Genomic DNA, 14,201 nt, shown 5'->3' with positions numbered 1-14,201 from the left:
GCGGAACGCAACTTCGATCGGCTTACGCAGGTCCAGACCGCGGTGCTGGCCGACGCTGCCGCCGGCCGCGATCTCCTGGTTTCGGCGCAGACCGGTTCCGGCAAGACGGTCGCCTATGGTCTGGCGATCGCCAAGAAACTGCTTGATGGCGCCGAGCGGTTCGAGCGTGCCGCGGCCCCCTTGGCATTGATCGTCGCGCCGACGCGCGAGTTGGCGCTTCAGGTCCATCGCGAACTTGCCTGGCTCTACCAATACGCGGACGCGCGCGTGGTCTCCTGCGTCGGCGGCATGGACCCGCGCCGCGAGCAGCGTGAGCTGGCGGCGGGCGCTCATATCGTGGTCGGAACCCCGGGGCGGCTCTGCGATCATCTGCGGCGCGGCCGGCTCGACGTTTCGGAACTGAAGGCGATCGTGCTCGATGAGGCCGACGAGATGCTTGATCTCGGCTTTCGCGAGGACATGGAATTCATCCTTCAGGCCACGCCGGACGATCGCCGTACGTTGCTGTTCTCGGCGACCCTGCCGTCCGGCATCGTCGCGCTGGCGAAGGAGTATCAGGACGACGCGTTCCGCGTCGAAGTCGCGGGCGACGAGGGCGGCCATGCCGACATCGAGTACCGCGCGATCCGGATCGCCGCCGGCGATGTCGAGCACGCCGTGGTCAATATCCTGCGCTTTTTCGAATCGCCGGGTACGCTGGTGTTCTGCAACACGCGCGATGCCGTGCGACATCTGCAGGCAACGCTGCTGGAACGCGGCTTCTCCGTGGTTGCTCTGTCGGGCGAGTTGACCCAGAACGAGCGAACGCTGGCGCTACAGGCCTTGCGGGACGGGCGCGCCCGCGTCTGCGTCGCAACCGATGTTGCCGCGCGCGGCATCGACCTGCCGAATCTCGATCTCGTCATCCATGCTGATCTGCCGAACGATCCGGAAGTCATGCAGCACCGCTCGGGGCGCACCGGTCGCGCCGGCCGCAAAGGCGTCAGTATTTTGCTGGTGCCGCCGGCACGGCGGCGGCGCGCGGACATGCTGCTCAAACTCGCCGGCATCGACGCGGCCTGGGGCATGGCGCCGCAGCCCGACGAAATCCGAAAACTCGACCAGCAGCGGCTGTTGCAGGACGATTTGTTTACTGCCGAGTCGAATGCCGATGATCAGGCGCTGGCGCAAGCATTGCTCGCCGAGCGGTCAGCAGAGGAAATTGCCACAGCGCTGGCGCGGCTCCATCGCGCACGCTTGCCTTCGCCCGAGGACATCGTCGATCCCGGCGAGGATCGCGTCAAATCGCGTGCGGAACGCGCCCGGGAGAGGGCGGATCGCGAGGACGGGCGCGGATTGAAGCCGGGAAAATCGCCGGCGCGCCATCGCATCGCGGAGGACAGCGTATGGTTCACCGCGGCAATCGGACGCCGGAAGAACGCGGAAGCGCGCTGGCTGCTGCCGATGCTGTGCCGCCGCGGCAGCATCAAGAAGGACGACATCGGCGCCATCCGCATTCTCGATACCACCACTGAATTCGAGATTTCCGCGCGTGTCGCCGACCGCTTCGCCGCGCGAATCCGTCGCCCCGACAAGGAGGACAGCATCCGCATCGAGGCGATGAATGCCGCGCCGCGACGTGAGGAGGTTCGCGAGAAGGAATGGACACCAAAGCCGCACGGCAAAAACGCAAAGACCTCTGACAAGCCGGCGTTTGACAAGAAGGCGCATTACGATACCAAAAGGCGGGATCGAGGCGAGCAGGCGCACACGGGAAAGCCGCGGCATGCGAATGAGGCGTCTGCGAAGCCCGTATTCGGAAAGAAGAAAAAGAAGAAGTTTCGTGGCTGATCGGCGCGACCGCTGAAGGCGCCGCTCACCTGCCACGCAGATGAGGAGGTATCATGAGCGTCTACATCATCGCGCAATTGAAATTCACCTGGCGCGAGCTCTACGACCGCTATCAATCCCGCTTCATGGGCGTGTTCAGAAAATTCAAGGGCAAGCTTTTGGTGGCAGATGCGCATCCGGTCGTGCTGGAAGGCGAGTGGCCGCGCGACAAGGTGGTGATCATGGAATTTCCTGATGATGCCGCGGCAAAGGAATTCCAGAATTCGCCGGAGTATCAGCAGATATCGGTCGATCGCAAAGCGGGCGCCGACGCCATCGTGTTCACGGTGAGGGGCTTGCGCTGACCGCCTAGATGAGATTGATGCGTCTCGCCTCACGTGCGCGGGACTCGATTCGCCTGAGGTGACGCCGCGCGCTTGCTGCTGCTCGGGCGCCAGAGCCTGTCTCCCAGACTCGTGATCGACCTCGCCATCAGCGCTGCGCGGCGCTGTTTGCGGGTTCCGTGCGCGGCATTGCTGCATTCCGGAACGTCAACGGGTTTCGCCGGACCATTCTTGTGCTATTGCTGTTGTCAGGCGCTTCGCTCGCTTTGGCTTGATCGTGTGATCACGGCCGAAGGCTGCGAAGCCTTAAAAGTTCAAGCAGCATTGGCCAAAAGATCATGACCGCACATCAGAGCAGCGTTTCCGCCTTGATCGATCCCGTGAAACTCGACCGCCTCGCCGAGGTCGCGGTCAAGGTGGGCTTACGGCTGCAGCCCGGACAGGACGTGCTGTTGACGGCGCCCTCGGTCGCGCTGCCGCTGGTGCGCCGGATCGCCGTACATGCCTACAAGGCCGGCGCGGGTATCGTGACCCCGATCCTGTCGGATGAGGAGATCACGCTGGCGCGCTATCGTTACGGCCACAGCGAGAGTTTCGATCGGGCCGCCAACTGGCTCTATGAAGGCATGGCGAAGGCGTTCGCCGCCAACACCGCGCGGCTTGCCATCGTCGGCGACAATCCGATGCTGCTGTCGGGTGAGGACCCCGTGAAGGTGGCGCGCGCCAGCAAGGCCAACTCGATCGCCTATCAGCCGGCGCTGGAGAAGATCGTCAATTTCGATACCAACTGGAATATCATCGCCTATCCGAGCCCGTCCTGGGCGAAGCAGGTCTTCCCCGACATCCCCTTGGATGTCGCAGTAGGAAAGCTGGCAGACGCGATCTTCGCGGCCTCGCGCGTTGATCAGGATGGCGCCGTCGCCGCATGGGAGAAGCACAATGCCGTGCTGCGCGAACGGACCGAATGGCTGAACGACCAGCGCTTCCACGCGCTGAAATATTCCGGCCCGGGCACCGATCTGACGATCGGCCTCGCCGACGGCCACGAATGGGAAGGCGGCGCTGCGATCGCCAGGAATGGCATCACCTGCAACGCCAACATCCCGACCGAGGAAGTCTTTACCACGCCGCATTGCCGGCGTGTGAGCGGGCATGTCGTCTCCTCCAAGCCGCTGTCCTATCAGGGTACGCTGATTGACAATATTGCTGTCAGGTTTGAGGAAGGCCGCATCGTGGATGCGAAGGCCTCGCGCGGCGAGGAGGTGCTGAAGAAGGTACTCGACACCGATGAGGGCGCAGCGCGTCTCGGCGAAGTGGCGCTGGTGCCGCATTCCTCGCCGATCTCCAAGAGCGGGCTGTTGTTCTTCAACACCCTGTTCGACGAGAACGCCGCCTCTCATATCGCGCTCGGGCAGTGCTATTCGAAATGCTTCATCGGCGGCGACAAGCTGACTCCGGAGCAGATCGCGGCGCAGGGCGGCAACAAGAGCCTCATTCATATCGACTGGATGATTGGCTCGGCTGAAACCGACATCGATGGTGTTCACACCGACGGGCGCCGCGTGCCGGTATTCCGCAAGGGCGAGTGGGCGTGATTAATCGAGCTTGAGCCTGTAAACGTCAATCGCCGTCCCGGAGAACAGCGCCGCCTTCTCGGTTTCGCTATACTGCGCGGCCAGCCGCTTGAAGGCGTTGAAGATCACCTGATAGCTGCACTGCCCCTTATCCGGCGGAAAATTGCTTTCGAACATGCATCGATCGGACCCAAACGCCTCGATGCAGGTTTCGATATAGGGACGCCACGCTGCGGCGGCCTCCTCGGACGACGGTGGCTTCGGTCGCAGATGGAAGTCGTAGCCAAGCAGGCACATCGCGAGCCCGCCGAGCTTGACGACGACATTCGGGCATCTGGCGATTTCCTGGATCGAGGCCCTCCACACCGGGAAGACTTCCTCGCGCCGGCCGGCAAAGCGGCCGATGCCGACCGGACCGCCGCAATGATCGAGCACGATCCTGGTGTCGGGAAAGGCGCGGGCGAGATCAGTGAGCTCGCCGATCTGCGGATGAAACAGCCAGGCGTCGAAGCTCAAGCCCAATGGGGCGAGGCAGGCAAAGCCCTTGCGGAAGGTGCTGTCGAGCAGCAATCCTTTCGGCCGCGTCGCATACATGCCGGCGACGTTGGGATCGACATCCCAGGCGGAGGAATGCCGGATGCCGCGAAAACGACCGTTGCCGGCCGCGATCTCCGCTTCCAGCACGGCTTTCGCGCCGTCGCCGAGCAGGAGATTGACGTGGCTGACGATGCCGGCGCAGATCGCGGCCTTGCCGTAGCCGCCGCTAGCCGCCATCGCCGCAACGCCATTGGCGAACTCGACCTCGCCGACAGGGCGAAACGCCTCCGGGCCGTGCGCGCGGTACATCGAGCGGCAATCGACATAAACGGTGGCGACGATGTTGTGGCCGGAGGCGATATCGGCCGACATCTCCTCGATCATGTAACGCAGGCCGCCGCGGTCCCAGAGATGGTGATGTGGGTCGACGATCGGGCGCGCCGGATCGATGATCTCCTCGGTGTGTTGCGCCAGCCAGTCTTCGCGCGGATCGGCGTAGAGCCCGCTTCTGGAGGCGGGTGCAGTGCTGGCGGCCATGAATATCGTCTCCCGTGATTGCTATTGTCCGTCATTGCGAGCGCAGCGAAGCAATCCATGGGAGCCGCAAAGGAAGAGTGGATTGCTTCGCTTCGCTCGCAATGACGGTGGTGGCTATTCGCGCCTTCGGCTCACACCCCCTCCAGAATGATCACCGTCGGCGTGCCCGGCAGCGTCTCCCGCGAAATCTTCAGGGTTCGCTCGGTGCGCTGGTCGATGGTGAATTGCTGGCCGATCAGGCGCATGAACTCGTCGAGCGGAGTGGCAAAACGGTGCATCGGCAGCACGACGGAGGAACGCAGGCGCCGCGTGATCTCGGAGACGCCGTCGAGCGACATCGTATAGGTGCCGTCGATCGGCACCATGACGATGTCGAGCCGGCCGATCGCCGCGAAATGCGTCTCATCTAACTTGTGATGCAGATGTCCGAGATGGCCGATGCAGAGGCCGGCGACCTCGAAGATGAAGATCGAGTTGCCGTCCTTGAGCATCTGGCCACCGGAGCCTTCGCCAAAGTAGCGGCGGATGTCGGTGGGCACGTTGCGGATATAGACGTCGCCGACGCGCGTTGAGATATGCGCCGCCTGTCCATTCTCGCCCCAGCCGTGCAGGACGTGCGGAATTTTTGGATCGGGAAACAGCGTGTAGTGCGTCGAGTGCGCGCGGTTCATGGTGACGACATCGGGCAAGCGACCGGTCCGGTAGGCGCCGTTGAAATCGGTCCCGATCCGCACTCCTTCGGGCGTGTCAATATAATAGGTGGAATGCCCGACATAAGTGATGGCAACTTCCTGCGACTTGGCGGCAACGCGTTGCAAGCTGATCGGCATCGCTCGGGGCGGCGCGTTTGCCATGGCGAGGCATTCGCTGCGCAATGGCTGCTGCTGAGCGGCCGCCGGCAGTACCAGCGAACCGAGGAACGCAAGGGCAACGGCAAGGGATACGTTAAGCGATCGCAACATGGCATGACCCATCCGCGGCAAAGGCCGCTGGCAATACTGTATCGCCGAATTGCGTGGACGTCATGATGGCATTCCGGCACGGCAGCGTGCTGGATTTGCTTCATGCGCGGGCAGTCCTGCCGTAATGTGAAATGCAACCAGGGAGGTCGCCTTGTCCGAAAAAGCCGCAACTGCTTCCGCCACGCGCGCGCCGTCGTCCAAACGGCTGGAACCGCTGCGCCAGGTCGATGCCGGCGTCCTCAGCATCGCCTATTACGAGACCGGTCCCGTCGATGGACCAGCCGTGATGCTCATGCATGGCTTCCCCTACGACATTCATTCCTATGTCGACGTCGCGCCGCAACTGGCAGCCCAAGGCTGCCGCGTCATCGTTCCCTATTTGCGCGGGTATGGACCGACGCGATTTCGCGAGTCCGCAACGCCGCGCTCGGGCGAGCAGGCGGCGGTCGGCGCCGACATGGTGGCGCTGATGGACGCGCTTGGCATCCGCCGCGCGGTGTTCGCGGGCTACGACTGGGGTGGCCGCGCGGCCTGCGTCGGCGCCGCGTTGTGGCCGGAACGCTGCATCGGCCTCGTATGCGTCAATTCCTATCTGATCCAGGACATCGCCAACGCCATGGCGCCGATGCGGCCCGAACGCGAGCTGGCGCTGTGGTACCAATATTACTTCCAGCTCGATCGCGGTCGCGCGGGACTAGCCGCCAACCGGCACGAGATCGCCAGGATATTGTGGAAGCAATGGTCTCCGAGCTGGGCGTTCGACGATGCTTGCTTCGAACGAACCGCAATGGCCCATGACAACCCCGATTACGTCGATGTCGTGATCCACAGCTATCGCCACCGCTTTGGTCTTGCCGAGGGCGACCCGCAATATGCTGAAATCCAGCACAGGCTGGCCGCGCTGCCTCCCATCACCGTGCCGTCAATAACGCTGGACGGTGCAGACGATGGCGTTGCACCCGCGACCGATGGCGCCGCCAGCGCGCCGAAATTCACCGGCCGCCGCGTTCATCGGGTGGTGCCGGGCGCGGGGCATAATCTGCCGCAGGAAGCGCCCGAAGCGTTTGCCGCGGCGGTGATGGAGCTGGTCAAGGCGTAGGTCGACTTTGCCGCATGGCAAGCCGTGCCGAAAACCGTCATCCTTGCCGCGCAAGTCCTCTTCAGAAGGACAGAATTTTACGGGGCGGAATTCCATGGCGAAGCGTCACGTCTTGTCCGCGATCCTGATCGCGTCGACCGCTGTCATCACGTCGGCTGCGGCCGAGGAATTCCCCAGCCGTCCGATCACCTGGGTCGTGCCGTTCGCGCCGGGCGGCATAACCGACACGACGTCGCGCATCGTCGCAGAAGAAATGTCGAGAACGCTCGGCCAATCGGTCGTAATCGACAACCGTGCTGGCGGCGGCGGAGCCGTCGGCACCGAGCAGGTGGCGCGCGCCAAGCCCGATGGCTACACGATGATCTACGGCACGCAGGGCACGATGGCGGCCAATGTCACACTGCGCAAAATGTCCTACGATCCGCTGACGAGCTTTTTGCCGGTGCATCTCGTCGGCGAAAGCCCGAACCTGTTCGTCGCCTATCACAAGGCGCCCTACAACTCCGTGCCGGAATTCATCGCCTACGCCAGGCAGAATCCGGGCAAGGTGACGTTCTCCTCCTCCGGCGTCGGCACCGCGACGCACCTGGTTGCCGAGCTGTTCAAGACCGTCGCCGGCGTCGAGATGCAGCATGTGCCCTACAGGGGCAGCGCGCCGGCGCTGAACGACATGATCGCCGGCCGCGTCGACGTCATGTTCGACTATCCGGTCTCGGTCGGCCCGCATGTCGAGGCCGGCAAGCTGAAGGTGCTGGCCACCACCGCGCCGGAGCGCCTGCGTGCCTTTCCTGATGTCCCGACCATGGCCGAACTCGGCATGAAGGAAATGACCACCCAGAGCTGGTCGTCGATCATGGTGCCGGCGGGCACGCCTGCGCCGGTCGTCGACCGGTTGGCGGCGGCCGCGCACGCGGCGTTGACGTCGGAACGCGTGCGCACGCATTTCGAAAAGGTCGGCACGCGCCCGATGACGCTGCAGAAAGCCGAGATGATCCCGTTCATCGAGAAGGAAATCGTGCGCTGGCGCGATGTGATCGAGCGGGCAGGGCTGGAGAAGCAGTAGGTTGTGTCTCGTTGGTCTCGGCTCATAGCTCGTCATGCCCGGGCTCGTCCCGGGCATCCACGTCTTCGGTACACTTAGGCGAGAAAGACGTGGATGGCCGGGACAAGCCCGGCCATGACGGAGGAGAGAGGTCGCTCACCCCCGCCGCGGGCTGATCTTCCACGTCGCGGCGAGGATTGCCGCGGTCATCGTGCCGCTGATCACGGCGGCGATCGGAATCGTGACGGCGAGCGCTGTGGTCGCGGCCCAGCCAATCGAGCAGAAGGCTTCTGCGAATGTCGCCAGCCGCGACGAGGTCTGGCGGCGGCGGAACTGGCTGCGCTTGGCTTGCACGCGGAACCAGAGCTGGATCGCGGCGGCGGAGACAGTTGCGACGATGATGCCGAGCGCGGTGACGATCGCCTGCGTCACGGAGGCAAACGCAAGTGCTGCGGTCAGCGGCGCGAAGATGACGCCGATGGAGATCAGCACGACTTCGACCTTGGCGCGGATCACGCGCGACGGCGGCAGCGGCGCGGTCGCAACCAGGTCGGCGGCGTCCTCGCCCGATATCGTCAGCCAGGCGAGCCCGCCGGCAAGCTGGCCCGCCGCCATCACGATCACGGGAGTGATCAGCACGATCGCGGTCGAGCTTTCGGAAAAACTTCGCCACAGTAGTAGCGCCGGCGGCACCAGATACAAGAGTTGCATCAGGCTTTGCGACAATAGCCATGGGTCACGCCGCAGCAGCAGGAACTCCTTGGCACGCAGCGCCTGTTGCCGCGAGCCGCCGCGAAATGCCGTTGCGCGCGGCCCGCGACGAACGGTCCGGGTTGTTGCGGCGACACTGACGACGGTGTCGGCAAATTTCGGTGAGAAGGTCGCCATCACGGCGCCGAGCAGCATGAGCCCGCCGGCCAAAAGCCACGACAGCACCATGCTATCGCCGATCGCCGCGCGCGCCGGCCACCACAGCGGACTGTCGAGCGCAGGCGCATAGGCCGCCGCGGCATCTGAGGTCAGCACCGTAAAGCGAGACAATGTACCATAGGAAAAAATGGCTGCGACCTGGAGTGCGATGACGAAGCCGGCGCCGATGACGGCAGCCACGATCTGCGCGACGAGGCGGGTGCGGCTCGGGCCGATCAGCCTGAACAGCGCGACCGTGATTGCGATAGCAACGGCCGCGGCCGAAAGGCCAATGACGACGACGACGCCGAACGCCGAGAACCATCTGATGCCGCCGCCGATCACGAGAACGTCGACGAAGGGCGTCGACAGCACCAGCGCCATCCCGGTGACCGACAGCGCGATCGCCGCGATCCGCACCGAGAACACATTGGCGAGGTTCGCCGGTGACGACATGATGAGGTCGAGATCGGCGCGGGCGTAAAACACCCGCGTCACGGATTCGATCGCCTGCGACAGCATCAGGGCCCAGGCGAGGAAGATGGTCGCCGTGATGACGATCAGCTCGGGCTTGCCCGGAGCTTGCAGATCAGCGAAGCGGCCGATCACCGCATAGGCCGGCAGATGCATGATGGCGACAAAGGCAATCAGGGCGATGATGGCGCGCTTCCGCCTTCCGCGGCTGCCGGTCACCATCGCCAGCCATTCGCGCCAGGCCAGCCGGATCTCGTGCCGGGCAAACCAGGTGAGCGCCGCGGCCGAACTCATGCGGCCGCCGCGTCGGTGTCGACGAGCGCGATGAACATGTCCTCAAGGCTGGTGTCGCCGCGGCCGTTCTGCTGGCGCAGCTCAGTGAGCGTGCCCTCGGCCACCAGCCGGCCTGCGGCGATGACGCCGATCCGGTCAGCCATTCGCTCCGCGACTTCGAGGATATGCGTCGTCATGATCACGGTGCAGCCGGAACGGACGCGCTCCTGCAGCAATCCCTTGACGTGACGCGCCGACAGCGCATCTAGCCCGGTCAGCGGCTCGTCCAGGATGATCAGTCGCGGATCGTGAACCAGCGCGCCGGCCAGCGCCACCTTCTGGCGCATGCCCTTGGAAAATCCCTCGCAGCGTTCGTGCAGATGCGTCTCGAGTCCGAGCGACACCAGAAGCTTGTGTGCGGAGGTCCCGGAAGCCGCTGAAGCGATGCCCCAGAGGCCGGCGACGAATTCGAGATATTCCAGCGGCGTCAGCTTGTCGTAGATCATCGGCTCGTCGGAGACCCAGGCCATGATCTGTTTTGCGGCGACGGGATCGGCGAGCGCATCGACGCCCAATATGGAGACCGAGCCGGCGTCGGGTTTGAGCAGGCCGGCGACCATCCGCAAGGTCGTGGTCTTGCCGGCGCCGTTGGGACCGAGCAGGGCGTAGAACTCGCCGGTGCGGACCGTGAGGTCGAGCGCGTCGACCGCCGGGCGGTCAAAACGCTTCGTTAACCCTCGCACTTCGAGCGCCGATACATCTGACTTCATGACTTCAGGGCGATCCGGTTGTTCATCGCGGACCATGAACCGAAGAACTTTCGGCGCGGTGAATCTGGTGCACCAAATCGCGCCGACCCCCGCAACTTCCCGGGCTGCGGCATTTCTCCTCAATTGTTAACGGCGCGGCCGGCAGCGCTTTGTTGACAGGGCTCGGCGCTTTGGGCTCAATGCAGCGGGACATGTGCGGCTGTCTGCATCGTCGATGCCCGGCAGCGTGTAGACACAAGATGCGGAAAAGGCGATCGACAGAATCGCCTGGCATCGGGGAGGGAAATGATGCTGGACTTCGTTCAGCAGCTCGTGAGTGGCATTGCGCTCGGCTGCGTCTATGGCCTGATCGCGCTCGGTTTCGTGCTCGTTTACAAGGCAACCGAGGTCGTCAATTTCGCCCAGGGCGATTTGATGATGCTGGGCGGATTCTTCGCCTTCACATTCATCGGCATGCTCGGTCTCAATTACTGGCTCGGATTCGCCGGCGCGGTCATCGCCATGGCGCTGTTCGGCATGCTGGCCGAACGCGTGGTGGTGCGTCCGATCCTCGGCTATCCGCAGTTTTCCATCATCATGGCGACGATCGGGCTCGGATACTTCCTGCGCTCCGTGGTCGGGATGATCTGGGGCACCGACGATTTCAAGATCGAGACGCCGTTCAGCGACGGCGTGTTGCGGATCGGCTCGCTGGTGCTGGCCTACGACAAGCTCTCGGTGATCGCCGCAACCGTCATCCTTTGCGCGCTGCTTTATCTGTTCTTCAACCGCACCACGCTCGGTACCGCGATGCGCGCCAGCTCGGAGAACATGCTGGCTGCCTACTACATGGGCATTCCGGTCAAGCGCGTGGTGTCGATCGTGTGGGCGATCAGTGCGGCGGTCGCGACCGCTGCCGGCGTGCTGCTGGCGCCGATCACCTTCATTCACTCCAATGTCGGTCTCGTGCTGGGCCTGAAGGCATTTCCCGCCGCGGTGCTCGGCGGCTTCGGCTCCATCCCCGGCGCCGTGGTGGGTGGCGTGCTGATTGGCGTGATCGAGAGCATGGCCGGCTTCTATCTTCCGCAGGGCTGGAAGGACGTCGCGCCCTACATCGTTCTGCTGGCGGTATTGCTGCTCAAGCCCGAAGGCCTGTTCGGCGTTCACCTGCGCAAGAAGGTCTAGGGGGCAGTCATGCGTTTTATGTTCAAGACGGATTATGAAGACGACATCACGCTGTTTCCCCACAGCGGCTACATCGTCACCTACGGCGTTCTGCTTGCGTTTCTGCTGATCGCGCCGTTCGTGCTGTCCAGTTATATCGTCAGCCAGCTGGTTTTCGTCTTCATCTACGCCACCGTCGGCGTCGGGCTGATGATCCTGACCGGCTTCACCGGGCAGGCGTCGCTCGGCCATGCCGCCTTTCTCGCCATCGGAGCCTATTCCGCGGCGTACTTGCAGCAGTTCAACGTACCTTTCCCGGTATATTTTCTCGTCGGCGGATTGTTGACAGGCGTCGTCGGCGCGATGGTCGGATTCCCGGCGCTACGGCTGCAGGGCATCTATCTCGTGATCGCGACGATTTCCTTCGCCTTCATCGTCGAGGAAATCCTGGCGCGCTGGGAGAGCGTGACCCACGGCAACGAGGGCATGCGTGTCAAGGCTCTGCAACTGCTCGGCACCACGGTGTCGCGCGACAGTCCCTCGTTCTATTACCTCTGTCTTGCAGTGCTGTTCCTGACCATCATCGGCACGCTCAACCTGTTGCGCTCGCCGACCGGCCGCGCCTTCGTGGCGATTCGGGACAGCGAAACCGCGGCCCGCAGCATGGGCGTCAACGTCTCGCTCTATAAGGTCAAGTCGTTTGCGATCAGCGCCGCCATCACCGGATTCGCCGGTGTCCTGTTCGCCCACAAGCTGTCGTTCATCAGCCCGGAAATGTTCACGCTGCAGCTCTCGATCGAGTTTATCATCGTGATCCTGATCGGCGGCGCGTTCAGCCCGCACGGCGCGGTCCTGGGCGCGATCTTTATCGTTATGATCGATCCGTTCCTGACCTACCTGAAGGACGACCTGCCCGTCATCATTGCCGGGATTGCCGCGACCTTTGGCGCCGACAGTATTACGGCTGGTAAAATTCACGGCAACGTCGCCGCCATTGCGTCCGCCAACGGCCTGAAGGGCGCGATCTACGGAGTGATCATCGTGCTGTTCGTGCTGTTCGAGCCGCTCGGTCTCTACGGTCGCTGGCTGAAGATCAAACTCTTCTTCCAGCTCTTCCCGCTCTACAAGCGCGCCACCTTCAAACGCCAGAAGATCTACGTGAAATCGGAGCGGAACCGATGAGCTATTTCCGTGCGGAAAACCTGTCCCTGCATTTCGGCGGCCTCAAAGCGGTCGATTCTGTCAGCTTCGCAGTGGAGAAGGGCGAGATCCTCTCGATCATCGGCCCGAACGGCGCAGGCAAGAGTTCGATCTTCAACCTGATCTCGCGGATCTATCCGCCGACCTCGGGCAAGATCTTTTTCGAAGACCAGGACATCACCGAACAGCCGGCCTACGAGATTGCCGGCCTCGGCATTGCCCGCACCTTCCAGAACATCGAGCTGTTCGAGAATGCAACCATGCTGAGCAATCTCCTGGTCGGCCGTCACCGGCACTCCAGCACACAGCTCTGGCAGGAACTGTTGTTCCTGCCGAGCGTGCGCGCCGGCGAGAAGCTCCATCGCCGCCGCGTCGAGCAGGTGATCGAATTCCTCGATCTCGAAGCCTATCGCGACAAGCTGATCTCGGGGCTTCCTTATGGCGTCCGCAAGGTGATCGAGCTGGCGCGCGCGCTGTGCTCGGAGCCGAAACTGATCCTGCTCGACGAGCCGTCGTCCGGACTCAACGTCGAGGAGACCGGCGACATGTCGTTCTGGATCCGCGACATGAAGACCGAACTCGGCATCACCGTCTTGATGGTCGAGCACGACATGACGCTGGTCAATCGCGTCTCCGACCGCGTGATTGCGCTCAACTACGGCCGCGTGCTCGCGATGGGCTCGCCGTCCGAGGTGCAGCGCCATCCCGACGTCGTCGCCGCCTATCTCGGCGCATGAGGATGATGCCATGAGCGCTTCCGATATCATCCTCAAGCTCAGCAATATCGAGAGCTATTACGGGCCGATCATGGCCATCAGAGGCATCAGCCTCGAGGTGCCGCGCGGCCGCATCGTGACCCTGCTCGGCGCCAACGGCGCCGGCAAGACAACCGTGCTCAAGACCATCTCGGGCATTCTCGATCCCCAAAAGGGCTCGATCGAATTTCTGGGCAAGCCGATCCAGCGCATGGAGGCCGACAAGATCGTGCGCCTGGGCTTGAGCCATGTGCCGGAGGGGCGCGAGGTGTTCCCGTTCCTCTCGGTGCGCGAGAACCTGATGATGGGCGCCTATCCGCGCAAGGATCGCGACGGCGTCGCCGAGGATCTCGATCGCGTCTACGGCTATTTCCCGCGGCTGAGGGAGCGCATCAACCAGCCTGCCGGACAGCTTTCCGGCGGCGAGCAGCAGATGCTGGCGATCGGGCGGGCGCTGATGAACCGCCCGACCCTGCTACTTCTGGATGAGCCCTCGCTTGGGCTGTCGCCGATCCTGGTGAAGGAGATCTTTACCATCATCAAGCGCGTCAACGAGGAACAGGGCATGTCCATTCTCCTGGTCGAGCAGAACGCCAAGGTGGCGCTGGAGACCGCGCATTACGGCTATGTGCTGGAGATCGGCAGGGTGGTGATGAACGACACCTGCGAGCGGCTGATGAGTTCAAAGGACATCCAGGAATTCTATCTCGGCGCCAAGGAAGAGGGCGCACGCGGCGAACGGCGCTGGAAAAAGAAGAAGACCTGGCGGTAGA

General features: G+C 63.4%; 13 protein-coding genes. 9 read left to right on the top strand and 4 right to left on the bottom strand.

Features of this window, described 5'->3' with window-relative positions; all coding sequences use genetic code 11:
- The 3 genes from GWE18_RS26055 to GWE18_RS26045 form a co-directional block, all read left to right on the top strand.
- A partial coding sequence (locus tag GWE18_RS26055; RefSeq protein WP_275188550.1) for a DEAD/DEAH box helicase occupies nt 1-1,830 on the top strand: 1,830 nt, incomplete at its 5' end.
- Nucleotides 1,831-1,883: 53 nt separating this feature from the next.
- Nucleotides 1,884-2,174 carry a DUF1330 domain-containing protein gene (locus tag GWE18_RS26050; protein WP_275188549.1) on the top strand — a complete coding sequence of 97 codons (291 nt, stop codon included), beginning with the start codon at nt 1,884-1,886 and terminating at the stop codon, nt 2,172-2,174.
- 317 nt (nt 2,175-2,491) lie between these two features.
- Complete coding sequence (locus GWE18_RS26045; protein ID WP_275188548.1) at nt 2,492-3,748, top strand: aminopeptidase; 1,257 nt, start codon at nt 2,492-2,494, stop codon at nt 3,746-3,748.
- Here GWE18_RS26045 and GWE18_RS26040 read toward each other — a convergent pair whose 3' ends face one another.
- Together GWE18_RS26040 and GWE18_RS26035 are read right to left on the bottom strand one after the other, a co-directional pair.
- Entirely contained in the window at nt 3,749-4,801 is a 1,053-nt protein-coding gene (locus GWE18_RS26040; RefSeq protein ID WP_275188547.1) for an amidohydrolase family protein, read from the bottom strand.
- 131 nt (nt 4,802-4,932) lie between these two features.
- Complete coding sequence (locus tag GWE18_RS26035; RefSeq protein ID WP_275188546.1) at nt 4,933-5,763, bottom strand: MBL fold metallo-hydrolase; 831 nt, start codon at nt 5,761-5,763, stop codon at nt 4,933-4,935.
- A 214-nt stretch (nt 5,764-5,977) separates the two neighbouring features.
- Between GWE18_RS26035 and GWE18_RS26030 the strand changes: the two genes are divergently transcribed.
- Nucleotides 5,978-6,862, top strand: a complete 885-nt coding sequence (locus GWE18_RS26030) for an alpha/beta hydrolase (RefSeq protein ID WP_275188553.1) — start codon at nt 5,978-5,980, stop codon at nt 6,860-6,862.
- A 94-nt stretch (nt 6,863-6,956) separates the two neighbouring features.
- Nucleotides 6,957-7,925 (top strand): tripartite tricarboxylate transporter substrate binding protein, encoded by a 969-nt coding sequence (locus GWE18_RS26025; protein WP_275188545.1) that lies wholly within the window; start codon nt 6,957-6,959, stop codon nt 7,923-7,925.
- Nucleotides 7,926-8,060: 135 nt separating this feature from the next.
- On the opposite strand, the gene GWE18_RS26020 is transcribed toward GWE18_RS26025, so the two are convergent.
- Both GWE18_RS26020 and GWE18_RS26015 read right to left on the bottom strand, forming a co-directional pair.
- On the bottom strand, nt 8,061-9,581 hold the full coding sequence (locus GWE18_RS26020; RefSeq protein ID WP_275188544.1) for a permease: 1,521 nt from the start codon (nt 9,579-9,581) through the stop codon (nt 8,061-8,063).
- On the bottom strand, nt 9,578-10,330 hold the full coding sequence (locus GWE18_RS26015; protein ID WP_275188543.1) for an ABC transporter ATP-binding protein: 753 nt from the start codon (nt 10,328-10,330) through the stop codon (nt 9,578-9,580). Before GWE18_RS26015 ends, GWE18_RS26020 begins: the two co-directional genes overlap by 4 nt.
- 288 nt (nt 10,331-10,618) lie before the next feature.
- On the opposite strand from GWE18_RS26015, the gene GWE18_RS26010 reads away from it, so the two are divergent.
- The 4 genes from GWE18_RS26010 to GWE18_RS25995 are packed head-to-tail and all read left to right on the top strand — an operon-like array spanning nt 10,619 to nt 14,200.
- The gene (locus GWE18_RS26010) at nt 10,619-11,494 is read left to right on the top strand and encodes a branched-chain amino acid ABC transporter permease (RefSeq protein ID WP_275188542.1); all 876 of its coding nucleotides are present in this window, start codon (nt 10,619-10,621) and stop codon (nt 11,492-11,494) included.
- Between the two features lie 9 nt (nt 11,495-11,503).
- A complete protein-coding gene (locus tag GWE18_RS26005; protein ID WP_275188541.1) occupies nt 11,504-12,655 on the top strand; it encodes a branched-chain amino acid ABC transporter permease in 1,152 nt (383 codons plus the stop codon).
- Nucleotides 12,652-13,410 (top strand): ABC transporter ATP-binding protein, encoded by a 759-nt coding sequence (locus GWE18_RS26000; RefSeq protein ID WP_057848996.1) that lies wholly within the window; start codon nt 12,652-12,654, stop codon nt 13,408-13,410. Before GWE18_RS26005 ends, GWE18_RS26000 begins: the two co-directional genes overlap by 4 nt.
- Before the next feature lie 10 nt (nt 13,411-13,420).
- The gene (locus GWE18_RS25995; RefSeq protein WP_275188540.1) at nt 13,421-14,200 is read left to right on the top strand and encodes an ABC transporter ATP-binding protein; all 780 of its coding nucleotides are present in this window, start codon (nt 13,421-13,423) and stop codon (nt 14,198-14,200) included.
- The last annotated feature ends 1 nt before the right edge of the window (nt 14,201 follow it).

The organism is Bradyrhizobium sp. CSA112 (genome assembly GCF_029051645.1).
Classification (GTDB): domain Bacteria; phylum Pseudomonadota; class Alphaproteobacteria; order Rhizobiales; family Xanthobacteraceae; genus Bradyrhizobium.
The sequence above is the reverse complement of the archived record's forward strand: the minus strand, read 5'-3'. Positions and strand labels throughout refer to the sequence as shown.